The following is a 14874-nucleotide window of genomic DNA, read 5'->3' as shown; positions in this document are numbered from 1 at the left end:
ACCATCCCTGTCCTCACCCTCATGGGCACGAGCCTCGATCTCAGCCGCGCGATGCCCGCGCCGTCGAGTGCGTTCGGGGCCGCCGCCACGGCCGGGAGTGCGTTCGGGCCCGCTGTCGACACCTCACGGGACTGCGGCACAGACTGCGACGCCGGTGAAGGCACACGACGGCCCGGCGCCAGCGACTCCGGCGGCCCGCGCGGGGCGGGCACTCCGGCCACTGCCGCTCACAGCACTGGAATCGGCCTCTCTTCTTCGCCCGCGGCAGAGCTGACCGGTCGTGCGCCGATCGACCCTGCCACCGCACGGATGCTGGCGGGTGCGGCATCGGGATGGGATCGGGTCATCACGCATCCGATCAGCGGGGAACTGCTCGTCGTGGACAGGTACCGCCCATCCGAGCACCTCAAACGCCACCTGCGCGCCAGGGATGAGCGCTGCCGATTCCCCGGCTGCGGGATGCCCGTCCGCGAATCCGACCTCGACCACACCCTCGACGCCGCCTACGGCGGACCCACAGAAGACGGCAACCTCTCCGCCCTGTGCCGCAGACACCACGTGCTCAAACACCATTCACCGTGGAAGGTGAAACAGCTCGGCGGCGGACTCCTGGAGTGGACCAGCCCCACTGGCCGCGTCTACTTCGACCAGCCACCACCCCGGAACACCGTCACCTTCGTGCCGTCCGACGCGGGAAGCAGCGACCGCGACCCATCCGACGCCTGGGCTGCCCTTGCTGAAGAGTTCGGCACGCCCTTCTGACCCGACCGGGCGGGGCGAGCGGAAGCGATCTCGCCGGTCGTCAAGGCAGGTCGATCAGGATGGCAGCCTTCGACAGCACCTCATGCGCGACCTCTCCGATATCGGTGCCCTCACAGGACACGAGCAGGGTGAGCCCGCGATCCGCGGCGACGAATGCCCGCGCAGCGCTGAAGAGTCCCATGTCGTTGATCGTCACGGAGAACTGGCGGCCCTCGACGAACGACCCTCCGAGCTCGTTCAGGAAGAAGCGTCCATCGAAGCCGCGATCTGAGGCACCCGTTGCAGTCATGCCCAGCGTCTGCCACACCAGCAGGTCGGAAGCCTGACGGTCATCCAAGCCGCTCATGCCTGCAGTGCTGCTCAGTTGGAACAGCTGGAATGTCGCCGTGCAGGTGTCGGCGGCGTTGTCATATGCGAAGCGGCCGGGCTGGGATCTTGAGTCGTCCTTCTTCCACCCGGTATCCCTGGAGAGCTTCTCGCCCCAGCCGATGTCCGTACCCTCGGGCAGGCTTGCCCCGTCGGTGAATGTGAATGTCGAGTCCTCGGTCGGTGATGGAGACGGGACGGAACTGACTGTTTTCGCGGGTGTCGGATCCGCCACAGCATCTGCTCGACTGCATCCGGCAAGGGAGGCTGCGGCGATGACCGCGACGGCGGCAGCGAGCGTGATCCTGCGAAGAGGTCTCTGGAGCATGCCCGCAAGGATAGGAAGATCAGCAGATGCCGCGTTTCTGCCTGTGGATAACCCCTGACGCGCCGCGGTCTCCACCTTTCGGATGATCTTCCTGTCCCAGAGGCCCCTCAGAGCCGGAATTCCAGGGGACGGAAGGCCTCGGTCGCCTAGCGTGGATGCAGACCGACCCGAGGAGATCCATGTTCCGCAGCCCTGCCCGACTGTTCCGCGCGCTCGCGATCGCCGAGGCGATCACCTGGACCCTGCTGATCGGCGCGCTCATCGCTCGCGCGGTCGGCGCGGCACCGGTGCTGGTGACGATCGCCGGCGGCATCCACGGCTTCGTCTTCCTCTCCTACGGCGCGACGGCCGTGCTCCTGGCCTTCCATCAGCGCTGGCACGTCGGCGTCGCGATCACCGCGATCGCCAGCGCGATCGTTCCCTACGCGACCATCCCCGCCGAGATCTGGCTGCACCGCAGCCGGCGCCTCGAGGGCGACTGGCGACTCACCGAGACCGACGACCCGCGCGACCGCACCTGGTACGACCGGACGATGCGCTGGTTCCTGCACCGTCCGTGGGTGCTCGCGCTGCTGATCCTCGTCGCAGTCGCCGCGATCTTCAGCATCCTGCTGCTGATCGGCCCTCCCGGCGGGAAGTGATCAGTCCTCGGGTCTCGGTCGGCGCCCCGGCATCCGCTCCAGCAACCCGGAACAGACATCCGCCTCAGCGTCCAGGAACAGGAGGATCGCTGAAGACCGGACGATTCGGTCGACTTTCGTCCTGCCTTCAGCAATTCTCCTGTTCTCACGTACGGCACTGGGGCGGGCGACGTATCCCGCCGAGACGACGAGGACAGGGCCCTCGCGCCGCCTTCCGCGCCATGCGAGGATGACCGCGTCCGTCAAGACCCACGATCGGAGACGCCATGACCGCGGTCGTGCTGGTCGAGGGCCGGAGTGACCGGCTCGCGCTCGAGGCCCTCGCGCGTCGCCGCGCGGAGTCGCAGGCAGGGGACGACTCGCTCGACGGGGTGGAACTGCGGGAGCTCGACGGCATCACGAACCTGCGCAAGGCGCTGACCGCACTGCGAGGCACGTCCGCTCGCGTCCTCGGGCTGTACGACGCGGCGGAACGGCGATACGTGCAGATGGTGCTGGCCCGCCTCGGGATGCTCGACGATGCAGCGGGTCCCACCCCCGACATGGACCCGCTCGAGCCCCTCGGCTTCTTCGGCTGCGAGCGTGACCTGGAAGACGAGGTCATCCGCGCCGCCGGCGCCGAGCTGGTCCTCGAGGCACTCGACACTCGCGAGCGCGCACGGTTCCGCCGGTTCCAGCGGCAGCCGGCGCAGCGCGTGCGCATCGAGGAGCAGCTGCACCGGTTCGCGGGCACCGCAGCGGGCCGCAAGTCCCGCTTCGCGGCGGATGTCATCGATGCCGTGCCCCTGGATCGGACGCCCGCGACGCTCAACAGGCTGCTCGACCGCGTGGGTGGTCGCTGAGGTGTCCAGCGGACAGGCATCCGCCCAAACCTGAGTCGACCTCTATCAACTTTCTTGACAGCATCCGACGTCGCGGTTACACTTGAGTCATCGCGACTCAGGTTTTCTGGGTCGCCCCGGAACTCACTCAACTTCACCGCTTCAACACACAAGGAGAATCACATGGCACGTGCTGTCGGAATCGACCTCGGAACCACCAACTCCGTCGTCAGCGTCCTCGAGGGCGGCGAGCCCAAGGTCATCGCCAACGCCGAGGGCTTCCGCACCACCCCCTCGGTGGTCGCATTCACCAAGGACGGCGAGGTGCTGGTCGGCGAGACCGCCAAGCGCCAGGCCGTCACCAACGTCGACCGCACCATCTCGTCGGTCAAGCGCCACATGGGCACCGACTGGTCGTTCGACGTGGACGGCAAGAAGTGGACGCCGCAGGAGATCTCCGCGCGCATCCTGATGAAGCTCAAGCGCGACGCCGAGGCGTACCTCGGTGACACCGTGACGGATGCCGTCATCACCGTCCCCGCGTACTTCAACGACGCCGAGCGCCAGGCCACCAAGGAGGCCGGCGAGATCTCCGGCCTGAACGTGCTGCGCATCATCAACGAGCCCACCGCCGCTGCTCTGGCCTACGGCCTGGACAAGGGCAAGGAGGACGAGCTCATCCTCGTCTTCGACCTCGGTGGCGGTACCTTCGACGTCTCCCTCCTCGAGGTGGGCAAGGACGACGACTTCTCCACCATCCAGGTGCGCGCCACCGCCGGTGACAACCGCCTCGGCGGTGACGACTGGGACCAGCGCGTCGTCGACTACCTGATCAAGCAGTTCAAGGACTCGACCGGCGTCGACGTCTCGGGTGACAAGATCGCCCTGCAGCGTCTGAAGGAGGCTGCGGAGCAGGCCAAGAAGGAGCTGTCGAGCTCGACCAGCACCTCGGTCAACCTGCCGTACCTGTCGCTCACCGAGTCGGGCCCCGTCTCCCTCTCCGAGACGCTGACCCGCGCCAAGTTCGAGGACCTCACCAAGGACCTGCTCGACCGCACCAAGAAGCCGTTCGAGGATGTCATCCGCGAGGCGAACATCAAGGTCGGCGACATCGACCACATCGTGCTGGTCGGCGGTTCGACCCGTATGCCGGCCGTCGCCGAGCTCGTCAAGCGCGAGACCGGCAAGGAGGCCAACAAGGGCGTCAACCCGGACGAGGTCGTCGCCGTCGGCGCCGCCCTGCAGGCCGGTGTCCTGAAGGGCGAGCGCAAGGACGTCCTGCTGATCGACGTCACCCCGCTGAGCCTCGGCATCGAGACCAAGGGCGGCCGCATGACCAAGCTCATCGACCGCAACACGGCCATCCCGACCAAGCGCAGCGAGACCTTCACCACCGCCGACGACAACCAGCCGTCGGTCGCGATCCAGGTCTTCCAGGGCGAGCGCGAGTTCACCCGCGACAACAAGCCGCTCGGCACCTTCGAGCTGACCGGCATCGCGCCGGCTCCCCGCGGCATCCCGCAGATCGAGGTCACCTTCGACATCGACGCCAACGGCATCGTGCACGTGTCCGCCAAGGACAAGGGCACCGGCAAGGAGCAGTCGATGACCATCACCGGCGGCTCGTCGCTGTCGAAGGACGACATCGAGCGCATGGTGCGCGAGGCCGAGGAGCACGCCGCCGAGGACAAGAAGCGCGCCGAGGCCCTGGAGCAGCGCAACCAGGCCGAGTCGCTCGCGTACTCGATCGAGAAACTCATCAAGGAGAACGAGGACAAGCTGCCCGAGGACGTCAAGTCCGAGGTGCAGGGCGACGTCGACGCTCTGAAGACGGCTCTCGCCGGTGAGGACGACGACGCGGTCAAGGCCGCGTTCGACAAGCTCAACGCGTCGCAGGGCAAGCTGGGCGAGGCCATCTACGCTCAGTCCCAGGCGGATGCCGCATCCGGCGCCGCCGCTGGTGACGCAGGCGCCTCCGCAGACGCCGGGTCCGACGAGGACGTGGTGGACGCCGAGGTCGTGGACGACGAGGACGAGAGCAAGTAACCATGACGGACAAGAACTTCGACGAGAACGACGAGGTTCAGCCTGAGGGTGCGGGGTCGGATGCTGCGGCATCCGGCCCCGAGCCGCAGGTGAACCAGGACTCCGCCGAGGCCTCCGCGGCCGAGGGCTCGGACGACGACTTCACGGTCGACGACATCCTGAACGCCGAGCAGACGCCCGAGGCGTCCAGCGAGGACGGTTCGGATGCCGGCATCGTGGACGCTGAGCACGCCCTGCTCAACGACCTGAAGCGCCTGACCGCGGAGTACGCCAACTACCGGCGCCGCACCGAGGAGCAGCGCCACGTCGAGATCGCCCGCGCCAAGGGCGAGGTGGCCAAGGGCCTGCTCCCCGTGCTGGACGACCTCGACCGCGCGCAGCAGCACGGCGATCTGGAGGAGGGCTCTCCCTTCGCCGTGATCTCCGAGAAGCTGCGCGGCGTGGTCGAGAAGCTCGGCGTCGTCGCCTACGGCGAGAAGGGCGACGAGTTCGACCCGCAGCAGCACGAGGCGATCTTCCAGCAGCCCACACCCGGTGTCACCACCTCGACCATCCTCGAGGTCGTCGAGGTCGGCTACCGGCTGGGCGATGTCGAGCTGCGCCCGGCGAAGGTCGTCGTCGCCGTCCCTGCGGAGTAGGTGATCGATGGCCAGCCAGGATTGGTTCGACAAGGACTTCTACAAGACGCTCGGCGTCTCGAAGGACATCTCCGACGCGGAACTGAAGAAGACGTACCGCAAGCTCGCGCGCAAGTACCACCCGGACTCCAACCCGGGTGATGCTGCGGCCGAGGCGAAGTTCAAGGAGATCAGCGAGGCGTACAGCGTGCTCAGCGACGCCGAGCAGCGTCGCGAGTACGACGAGATCCGCGCGATGGGCTCGGGGGCGCGCTTCACCGCGCCCGGCGGCGGTGGCGCGGGCGGCTTCGAGGACGTGTTCAGCCGGTTCGGGCAGGGCGGCGGCCGTCAGGCCGACTTCGACGACATCTTCTCGATGTTCAACCAGGGCGGCGGCTCCTTCGGCGGTGGCCGGTTCGGGCAGTCGTCGGGCGGATTCCGTGGCTTCGGCGGCCCGCAGAAGGGCGCCGACGTCACGGCCCGCACCACCCTGGACTTCGTCACCGCCGCGCAGGGCGAGACCATCACCCTGCAGGCCGAGGACGGCAAGCCGTTCAAGATCAAGGTGCCCGCGGGTGTCGCAGACGGTCAGAAGATCCGCCTGCGCGGCCGCGGACGCCCCTCGCCCGACGGCGGGGAGCCCGGCGACATCGTCGTGCAGGTCACGGTGCGCCCGCATCCGGTGTTCACCCGCGAGGGACTGAACCTGCGGCTTACCGTGCCCGTCACGTTCACCGAGGCGACGCTCGGCGCGACCATCGAGGTGCCCACGCTGGGCGGCGAGACGGTCAAGCTGCGGGTCGCCCCGGGCACGCCCTCCGGGCGCGTGCTGCGCGTCAAGGGCAGGGGCATCGCGTCGGCGAAGAAGGGCACGGGCGACCTGCTCGCGGAGCTGCAGGTGGCCGTGCCGACGCACCTCGACGACGCCGCGCGCGAAGCGCTGCAGCGCTTCCACGAGCTCGAGCCCACCGAGAACCCGCGGGCCGAGATGATGGCGAAGGCCAAGGCCTGACATGGATGCCGAATCCCCCGTCTTCGCGATCGCAGTCGCCGCCGAGCTGGCCGGCATGCACCCCCAGACGCTGCGGCAGTACGACCGCATCGGCCTGGTGGTGCCCGGCCGCTCGCGCGGCGGCTCGCGGCGCTACTCGATGCGCGACATCGAGCAGCTCCGCGAGGTCGCGCAGCTGTCGAGCGAGGGGATGAGCCTCCCGGCGATCGCCCGGCTGCTGGACCTGGAGGACGAGGTGCGGATGCTGCGCTCCCGCGTCACCGAGCTCGAGGGCGCTCTGCGCGCCGAGCGGGAGAGCCGCCCCGGCGTTCGCGTCTTCGCCGCCGGGGCGACCGGGTCGATCGTCTCGCTGGCATCCGGCCGGCGCATCCGCCGCTCCACCGAGGTGGTGCTGTGGCGTCCTCGCCGACTGTCCGCTCCCGAAGACGAAGCGGATGCCGACGATCAGGCTCCGCGCGGCGGAGCCTGAGCCTCACAGGCCCAGCACGGTCTTCGCGATCAGGAAGTAGATCACCAGCCCGGTCGCGTCGACGAACGTCGTGATGAACGGGTTGGAGAACACGGCCGGGTCGACGCGGATCGCACGGGCTGCCAGGGGCATCATCCCGCCGACGGATGCCGCGACCGTGCAGACCGCGACCAGGGTGAGGCCGATCACCAGGCCGACGTGCCATTCGTAGACCAGGCCCGCGATCACGAAGCCGAGCGCCCCGAGCAGCAGCCCCAGGCAGAATCCGACCCTGATCTCGCGGGAGAGCACCCGCAGCACGTCGCGAGGCGTCACTTCACCCAGAGCGAGCGACCGCGTCACCGTGGTCGCGGCCTGGTTGCCCGTGTTGCCGCCGGTGCCGATCAGCAGCGGCACGAAGAGCGCGAGCACCGTCATCTGCGCGAGCGTCGCCTCGAACGTGTCCAGCACCTGAACGGTCAGCGTCGCGCCGACGGCGAGCACCAGCAGCCACACCACGCGCGAGCGCACCAGCTGACGGATGGGCGTCCCCAGGTACGAGCGGCGCAGCGGCTCCACGCCGCCCTGGCGCGCGGCATCCTCGCTCTCCTCCTGCTTGAGGATGCGCGCTGCGTCGTCGATGGTGAGGATACCCACCAGCCGCTGCTCGCCGTCCACGATCGGAAGGGCCAGCAGGCTGTAGTCGGTGGCGCGGCGGGCAGCGGTCTCGGCGTCCTCCGTCACCTCGGCGACGTGCGGCTCGCTCATCACGTCGGCGATCACGGCATCCTCATCCGCCGACATCAGATCGCGCAGACTGACGACCCCCACCACGCGGCGGGCGTCGGTCACCGGCACGGTGTACACGGTCTCGGCGCTGTCGAGCGCGGCGCGGATGCGCGCGAACGTCTCGTGGACGGTCAGCTGCGGGTGCGTCGTCACGAACTCCGGGCTCATGCGGCGCCCGATGGAGTCCTGCGGGTAGCCGAGCATCCCGGAGGTGAGGTCGCGCTCCTGCCGGGTGAGACCTCGCAGCAGCTGGGGCGCCACCGACGCCGGCAGCTCGTCGAGCAGCCAGACGCGGTCGTCCGGATCCATCTCGGCGAACAGCGCGGTGATCTCGACGTTGCGCAGCGCCTGCACCAGGTCGCCGCGCGTGCCGGGGGAGAGGGCCTCGAACACTTCGAGGGCGCGGGTCTTGGCGAGCAGGCGGTACACGATCGCGGCATCGTCGATGGGGAGCCGGTCGACGAGCTCGACGACCTCGGGAACGGCGAGCGGGGTGAGTACGGCGGACGCGCCGGGCAGGTCACCCTGCGCGATGAGGCGACGGATCTCGTCGGCGGCCTCGGAGACGGCCTGAATCTGGGTAGGAGTCATGGGCGTGCCTTAGGAAGGCACCGCCGCACTGAGCGGGGTCAAGAGAACGCCGGGGCGCGCGTCGCAGCAGACGCCGCCGCTCAGCCGAGCGGTGCGGAAGCGGAGGGGATGACGTGTCTGCGACTATGACTGTCACTCGACATGATGAACCACCTCGCTTCCTGGTGCTCGGGGAAGGATTCCTCGTCGATCCTAGACCCGTGAGCGGAGGATGTACCCTGTCAACAGTCAACAAGGGGAGTGCCGGTGTCCGACACAGTCAGAAGAGGCGAGTCTCTGGGCGCGCAGATCGCGAACGTGCTGCGTCAGCGCATCGTCCGAGGGGTGCTGGCTCCGGGGGAGCGGATCACCGAGGAGGCGCTCGCCGAGGAGTTCGACGTCAGCCGGGGACCGGTGCGCGACGCTCTCACCCAGCTCAGCTTCGAGAAGCTGGTGCGCATCCAGCGCCCGCGGGGGGTCTTCGTCGTCGGCCTGGCGGGAGACGACGTCGATGAGCTCTACAGTCTGCGCGGTGCGCTCGAGCAGCTCGCGCTGTCGCGGGCGATCCGCGTGTCGGACGACGCCCGCTGGCGGACGATGGGGGATGCCGTGCAGCGGATGGCGGAAGCCGCGGATGCCGGCGACCATGCCGCGTTCGTGGAGGCCGACCTCGACTTCCACTCGCAGATCTACGTGCTCGCGGACCACGCCCGCCTCGAGGGCGCCTGGAAGCAGTACCTGCCGACGTTCACGGCTCTGCTCGACGTCACGATCAACCACGACGACGATCTGCACGACTCCGCGAGCGACCACGTCGTGCTGATGGACGTCATGCGCAGCGGCGACGCCGTGCGCGCGGCCGAGGTGCTCACGGCGCATCTCGACGGCGCCCGCGACCGGATGCTCAGCGAACTGCCGCAGCAGACGCCCTGATCCGGTGCCGTGTTCCGCGCGGGCGTTCCCTTTAGTGTTGACTGTTAACAGTGAACACTGCTACGCTCGCCAGCGTCGACAACACGGTCGACCAGCACCGAGGAGCAAAGATGCCCCGCATCCGCATGTCCCGAGCGGCCGCAGCCATCGTCGCCGTCACCGCAACCGCGCTCGTCCTGGCGGGCTGCACCAAGGTCGATGAGGGAGGTGCCGAGTCGGCCTTCCCCGAGAAGGACATCCGCCTGATCATCCAGGCGAACCCGGGTGGCGGCTCCGACCTCTCCTCGCGTGCCCTCGCCACCGAGCTCGAGAAGATCCTCGACGTGAGCGTCGTCCCCGAGAACATGCCCGGCGCTGCCGGCGCCCTCGCCATGGAGTACGTCGGCAGCCAGAAGGCCGACGGCTACGTCATCGGCTTCGCGCCCGTCGAGATCGCGATGCTCAACACCACCCAGGGCGCCAAGGTGCTGCCCGAGAACTACGACCTGCTCGGCCAGATCATGCTCGCGCCGGGCGTGATCACCGTCGGCGCGAACAGCGGCATCGACTCGCTCGAAGCGCTCGTCGCCAAGGCGAAGTCCGGTGCAGTGACGGTCGCGAACTCCGGTGCCGGCTCGATCTGGGAGGCCGCGACCGTCGGCCTCGCCGACGCCACCGGCGCCCAGTTCTCTCCCGTCCCCTACGACGGCGGCGCCACCGCCGTCGGCGCCGCGGCATCCGGCGAGACGGTCGCCGCGGTCTCGGGTCTCGGCGAGGCCCTCGCACAGGGCGACGCCGTGAAGATCCTGGCCGTCATGCACGACGAGCGCCACCCCGACGCGAAGGACGTCCCCACCGTCGAGGAGGCCATCGGCGAGAAGGTCGAGTTCGGCGGCTGGGGCGGCATCTACACCGCCAAGGGCCTGCCGGACGACGTGCACAAGACCCTCGAGGAAGCCGTGAAGAAGGCCGTCGAGTCCGACGGCTACCAGAAGTTCCAGACGGAGGCCGGAAACCTGGTCGTGTACCGCGACTCGGCCGAGTGGACCTCGTTCGTGAAGGACCAGTTCACCCTGTTCAAGGACCTGCTGGGCTGAGCATCCCGGGGCCGGGTCCACGCACCCGGCCCCGGCCTCTCGAGAGGACACCCATGTCGACCACCGACACCCCCGTCGAGGACGAGTACCAGAGCGCGACGCCGTCGCGCGGGCTCGAGATCGCCTTCGCCGTCGTCTCCCTCGCGTTCGCCGCCGGCTACCTGTTCCTGGCCACGCAGATCCCGCTGCGCCGCGAGGCCGCGGCCGGGCAGATGGATGCCCGGTTCTGGCCGACCGTGCTCGGAGTCGCGGCCGTGGCCGTCGCCGTCATCCTGCTCGTCATCGCGATCACCCGGCAGGCGTCGAGTCGCGAGGACGTCGAGCGCATCCAGCCCGGCGGCGTCCTGCGCATGGCCGCCACGCTGGCGATCGCCTGCGCCTTCGTCGCGCTCTGGTCGCTGGGGTCGGTGGTGCTACTGGGCTACCGCATCGAGATCTTCCCGATCGCCGCAGGCCTGCTGATGGCCTCCCTGATGCTCGTCTATGGCCACCGCCGCTGGCTGAGCCTGATCATCTACACCGTCGCGGTCACGGCGTTCGTCTACGTCGTGTTCGGCATGCTGCTGAGGATTCCCCTGTGAACGCTTTCGCCGAGGGCCTGAACGCCCTGCTGGACATCCAGATCCTGCTGAACATGGGCGTGGGTCTCGTGCTCGGCTTCATGGTCGGCGCCTTCCCCGGCATCACGGCCACCATGGCGGTCGCCCTCGCGGCGGGCTTCACCATGACGCTCGAGCCCGTGCAGGGCCTGGCCGTGATGCTCACCATCTACGTCGCCGCCAACTTCGGCGACCGCGTGCCGTCCATCCTGATCAACACCCCGGGCACGCCGGCCTCCATCGCCACCACCCTCGACGGGTATCCGATGGCCAAGCAGGGCAAGGCGGGACTCGCCCTGACGGTCTCCGCGATCGTGTCCGCGGTCGGCATCCTGGCATCCCTCGTGCTGTTCTCGGTCGCCGCCGTCCCCATCGCCAGCTTCGCCCGAGACTACTTCCGCTCGCCCGAGCTGTTCGCGCTGGTGATCTTCGGCATCGCCATCATGATCGGCATCTCGTCCAAGTCGATGGTGAAGGGCATCCTCGCCGGTCTCTTCGGTCTGATGCTGGGCACGGTGGGGACCTACGCCGCCACGGCCGACCAGCGCTTCACCTTCGGCTCACTGGAGCTGGTGGAGGGCGTGAACTTCATCGCCGTGATCATCGGCCTGTTCGGCATCGCCGAGCTGTTCGACCAGTTGCTGACCCATCGCAAGAACCGGGTGCGTCCGATCTCGAGCCTCGGCCGCTGGTGGCCGACCTGGGGCGAGATGAAGCAGACCGGTCGCGCCACCGCGATCTCTGGTGGGGTGGGTCTCGGCGTCGGCCTGATCCCCGCGGCCGGCGGCGACATCGCCGGGCTCATCGGCTGGGAGCAGGCGCGCCGTGCATCCAAGCATCCGGAGCGCTTCGGCAAGGGCTCGATCGAGGGCGTCGCGGCATCCGACACCGCCTCCAGCGCGACGCTCGGTGGTTCGCTCACCACGACCATGGCGCTGGGCATCCCGGGCGACTCGGTCATGGCGGTCATGATCGGCTCGATGATCATCTGGGGAATCACCCCTGGCCCGACGCTCTTCACCAACCGTCCCGACCTCGTCGTCTCCATCGTCGGCATCATGCTCCTCGCCACGCTGCTCTCGCTCGGCCTGAGCCTGGTGCGCATGAAGGGCATGGTCAAGCTGCTCGACGTGCCGCAGCAGTACCTGTGGAGCGGCATCCTGATCTTCTGCATCATCGGCACCTACGCCACCTCCAACAGCCTGTCGACCGTGATCACGATGCTCGTCTTCGGCGTGGTCGGCGTGCTGCTCAAGCGGATGCAGGTGCCTGCGGGCCCCGTCGTCCTCGGCCTGCTGCTGGGCCCGCTCGCGGAGGAGAACCTCGCCCGCACGATGGCGATCCTGCCGACCAAGCCGTTCTTCTCGGTGGTCAGCCCCATCGCGATCGCGCTGCTGGTGCTCGCGGTGCTCTCCATCGCCCTGCCGGCGATCCGCGCCGCGCGCAAGCCGCGCGAGCAGCGCGCGTCGCTCGAGGAGTCGATCCTGCCGGCGTCCAGCGTCGAGCAGATCGCGGACGCCCGCGAGGAGCTCGCGCAGGACCCCGAACTGCTCACATCCACCGTGCGCAACATCGAGAAGAAGGGCGCGCGTCGTGCGCGCCGCACCGACAAGGAGAACGAGAAGTGACCCGCTACGACATCCTCACCGCGATCCCCACGGCCTTCGGGCGCGATGGATCGCTCGATCTGGAGGGGTCGCGCGCGATCTTCCGCTACGTCGGGAAGTCCGGCAACGAGGGCGCGTTCGTGCTCGGCACGACCGGCGAGTTCCCCGCCGTCGACGTCGATGAGTTCACCGCCCTCGTCTCGGCGGCACTGGATGAGCTGAAGGACCGGATGCGGGTCGTCGTGCACGTCGGACGCCCCAGCGCCTTCGAGGCCGTGCGACTCACCCGCATCGCCGGGGAGCTGGGCGCGACCGAGTTCGCGGCGCTGACGCCGTACTACCTGCGCTCCTCCGACGACGCGGTGTTCGACTACTTCCGGCAGGTGTCGGATGCCGTGGGCGACGGGCGCCTGTACGTGTACATCTACCCGGCACGCAGCGGGAACCCGGTCTCGCCCGAGCTGCTGGTGCGGCTCGCGGGGCTTCCGAACGTGGTCGGCGCGAAGGTCAGCGAGCTGTCGCTCGACGAGCTGGCCGCCTATCGCGCCGCCGTGCCGGCGGACTTCGAGCTCTACACGGGAGCCGACCGCGACCTCATCGCCGCGGTCGACGCCGGCGCGCAGGGGGTCGTCTCGGGCGTCTCGTCCGTCACGCCCCAGCCGTTCCGTGCGCTGGCGGATGCCGGCCGCTCCGGGGACGCTTCGGCGATCGCCGCCGCGCAGTCAGCCGTCGACGAGGTCGTCGCCCTGATCGGAGGAGACATGGCGCGCATGAAGGAGGGCTACCGCGTGCTCGGCGTCGCGGACTCCTATTGCCGGATGGCACTGGACGAGCCGACGGATGCCGAGCGCGAGGCCGTCGCGCGCGTGGTGGCCGCGTACGCCTGAGTCGGCTCGACACCTCGAGAGACCACCCCGCGCATGAGAGATCATGCGCGGGGTGGTCTCTCATGTCGGGCGGGATCTCGCGCCGGCGTCAGTCCAGGGGCTCGACGGCGAATCGGAAGCCGGCCCCCTGGCGGAAGGGCTCGGATATCTCGAAGTTCTCGAACGCCGGACCGCCCGGTATCTCCGAGGCGCTCGCCCAGTACGACCAGCGAGCATTGACGAGCACCTCGAGCTCGGGGTGCGGGTCATCGACGCGCCAGGTCTGTCGGGACCGCAGGCCCACGAACCGCCAGTGCTCCGCCGTGTAGTCGGCATAAGCGACCGACCACGGATCCTCCTCATCGCCGATCGCGCTGACCACCGCCGTCCACCCCTCCCGGCGCAGCTCGGCCAGTCCGAACCGCCCGTGCTCGGTGAATCCGGTCCCCTCGAATCCGGGCCAGAGCTCGGCCGGGGTGACGGTCCGGTCGGCCAGCTCGAGCCGGCGCAGTCGCGCCCAGTTGCACATGGTCGCAGTGAGCACCAGGCGCTGCAACGGTACTGACCCCTCGTTCTCGAACCCGGCCACCTCCACCTCGCGCGGGCGGTCCGCGCGGAATCGCACGCGCACCCGCACGTCCGCCCCGTTGTCGAACCGCTCCACCCCGATCCACACCGTCAGCGTCTCGACGCCGTCGATCGTCTCGACCACGCCGCGGCTCGGTGCGAGCGGATCCCTCGGTGCGGCGAGCCCGTCGGGCTCGTCACCGGACCAGAACCGTTTGCCGTTCTCGCCGGGGTCGAGCGAACTCGGCTCCAACTCGGAATATCCCCGCCGGTCCTCACCTCGCGGGATGGGCTCCACAGCGATGAAGTTCACGAGCCGCTCGCGCGGGTGATCCAGGTACGGGGTGAACACCCGCAGCAGCCCGCGCGGGCCCGGGATCGGGTGGATGCCGATCTGCATGCCGTCCGCATGCCCCCAGCGCGGCTCGGCGGCCGCGGCCCCGGTGGGCCGCAGCCAGATGCCGTCCGCAGTCGCCGGTTCCGCCTCCGTGAAGCGCTCAGCCGAGCTCATCGGGTCTCCTTCTGCATTGAAATCGATTTCGCAATGGTATCGATTTCAGTAGAGTGTGGCCACATCAAGGAGGATCATGAGCCATCCCACGTCACCTCGGCGCACGCTCGCGACGGTCGCCGTCGCGGCATCCGCGCTCGCCCTCGGCGCATGCTCCGCGAGCGGCCCGATCGCGGTGGACCCGAACCCCGACAAGCCGTTCGTGCTCGCGGGGGTCTCCGATGTCACGGAGATCGCGCAGCTCACCGGACCCGGTGCCATGAACGACACCGCCGCGGTCGGCGTGGCGGGCACCGACCTCGGATCGATGGTCCA

15 protein-coding genes and 1 pseudogene are annotated in these 14874 nt (G+C 69.0%); 13 read left to right on the top strand and 3 right to left on the bottom strand.

The genetic code is table 11. From position 1 onward, the window contains the following. The first annotated feature begins 309 nt into the window (after positions 1-309). Positions 310-762, top strand: a complete 453-nt coding sequence (locus BGN97_RS00580; protein ID WP_292697115.1) for an HNH endonuclease signature motif containing protein — start codon at positions 310-312, stop codon at positions 760-762. Between the two features lie 40 nt (positions 763-802). Here the strand turns inward: BGN97_RS00580 and BGN97_RS00575 are convergent, their stop codons facing one another. Next, entirely contained in the window at positions 803-1456 is a 654-nt protein-coding gene (locus BGN97_RS00575) for a hypothetical protein (RefSeq protein ID WP_292697114.1), read from the bottom strand. Between the two features lie 179 nt (positions 1457-1635). On the opposite strand from BGN97_RS00575, the gene BGN97_RS00570 reads away from it, so the two are divergent. From BGN97_RS00570 to BGN97_RS00545, 6 genes are all read left to right on the top strand, one after another. Beyond that, positions 1636-2097 (top strand): DUF3817 domain-containing protein, encoded by a 462-nt coding sequence (locus tag BGN97_RS00570; RefSeq protein WP_285638283.1) that lies wholly within the window; start codon positions 1636-1638, stop codon positions 2095-2097. A 266-nt stretch (positions 2098-2363) separates the two neighbouring features. Then, positions 2364-2939, top strand: a complete 576-nt coding sequence (locus BGN97_RS00565) for a TOPRIM nucleotidyl transferase/hydrolase domain-containing protein (protein ID WP_292697112.1) — start codon at positions 2364-2366, stop codon at positions 2937-2939. A 162-nt stretch (positions 2940-3101) separates the two neighbouring features. Next, on the top strand, positions 3102-4964 hold the full coding sequence (gene dnaK, locus BGN97_RS00560) for a molecular chaperone DnaK (protein ID WP_292697110.1): 1863 nt from the start codon (positions 3102-3104) through the stop codon (positions 4962-4964). A 2-nt stretch (positions 4965-4966) separates the two neighbouring features. Then, a complete protein-coding gene (gene grpE, locus BGN97_RS00555; protein ID WP_292697108.1) occupies positions 4967-5602 on the top strand; it encodes a nucleotide exchange factor GrpE in 636 nt (211 codons plus the stop codon). A gap of 7 nt (positions 5603-5609) precedes the next feature. Beyond that, positions 5610-6593 (top strand): DnaJ C-terminal domain-containing protein, encoded by a 984-nt coding sequence (locus BGN97_RS00550; RefSeq protein WP_292697106.1) that lies wholly within the window; start codon positions 5610-5612, stop codon positions 6591-6593. 1 nt (position 6594) lies between these two features. Beyond that, positions 6595-7062, top strand: coding sequence for a MerR family transcriptional regulator (locus BGN97_RS00545; RefSeq protein WP_292697103.1), 468 nt, complete (start codon positions 6595-6597; stop codon positions 7060-7062). 3 nt (positions 7063-7065) lie between these two features. On the opposite strand, the gene mgtE is transcribed toward BGN97_RS00545, so the two are convergent. Beyond that, a complete protein-coding gene (gene mgtE, locus BGN97_RS00540; RefSeq protein WP_292697101.1) occupies positions 7066-8421 on the bottom strand; it encodes a magnesium transporter in 1356 nt (451 codons plus the stop codon). Between the two features lie 246 nt (positions 8422-8667). On the opposite strand from mgtE, the gene BGN97_RS00535 reads away from it, so the two are divergent. Genes BGN97_RS00535 through BGN97_RS00515 form a run of 5 tightly spaced genes read left to right on the top strand, consistent with a single transcriptional unit; the run spans position 8668 to position 13502 of the window. Further along, positions 8668-9333, top strand: a complete 666-nt coding sequence (locus BGN97_RS00535; protein WP_292697098.1) for a GntR family transcriptional regulator — start codon at positions 8668-8670, stop codon at positions 9331-9333. A 50-nt stretch (positions 9334-9383) separates the two neighbouring features. Beyond that, positions 9384-10409 (top strand): tripartite tricarboxylate transporter substrate binding protein, encoded by a 1026-nt coding sequence (locus tag BGN97_RS00530; protein WP_292697095.1) that lies wholly within the window; start codon positions 9384-9386, stop codon positions 10407-10409. 53 nt (positions 10410-10462) lie between these two features. After that, positions 10463-10990 carry a tripartite tricarboxylate transporter TctB family protein gene (locus BGN97_RS00525; RefSeq protein ID WP_292697092.1) on the top strand — a complete coding sequence of 176 codons (528 nt, stop codon included), beginning with the start codon at positions 10463-10465 and terminating at the stop codon, positions 10988-10990. Further along, on the top strand, positions 10987-12636 hold the full coding sequence (locus tag BGN97_RS00520; RefSeq protein ID WP_292697089.1) for a tripartite tricarboxylate transporter permease: 1650 nt from the start codon (positions 10987-10989) through the stop codon (positions 12634-12636). The genes BGN97_RS00525 and BGN97_RS00520 overlap by 4 nt, the downstream gene beginning before the upstream one ends. Next, positions 12633-13502 carry a dihydrodipicolinate synthase family protein gene (locus tag BGN97_RS00515; RefSeq protein ID WP_292697086.1) on the top strand — a complete coding sequence of 290 codons (870 nt, stop codon included), beginning with the start codon at positions 12633-12635 and terminating at the stop codon, positions 13500-13502. Before BGN97_RS00520 ends, BGN97_RS00515 begins: the two co-directional genes overlap by 4 nt. Positions 13503-13590: 88 nt before the next feature. Here the strand turns inward: BGN97_RS00515 and BGN97_RS00510 are convergent, their stop codons facing one another. Then, on the bottom strand, positions 13591-14559 hold the full coding sequence (locus BGN97_RS00510) for a hypothetical protein (protein ID WP_292697083.1): 969 nt from the start codon (positions 14557-14559) through the stop codon (positions 13591-13593). Positions 14560-14635: 76 nt separating this feature from the next. Between BGN97_RS00510 and BGN97_RS00505 the strand changes: the two are divergent. Continuing rightward, positions 14636-14874, top strand: a pseudogene (locus BGN97_RS00505) (DUF4185 domain-containing protein); the annotation flags it as partial.

This window comes from Microbacterium sp. 69-10 (assembly GCF_001897945.1).
GTDB lineage: Bacteria > Actinomycetota > Actinomycetes > Actinomycetales > Microbacteriaceae > Microbacterium.
The sequence above is the reverse complement of the archived record's forward strand: the minus strand, read 5'-3'. Positions and strand labels throughout refer to the sequence as shown.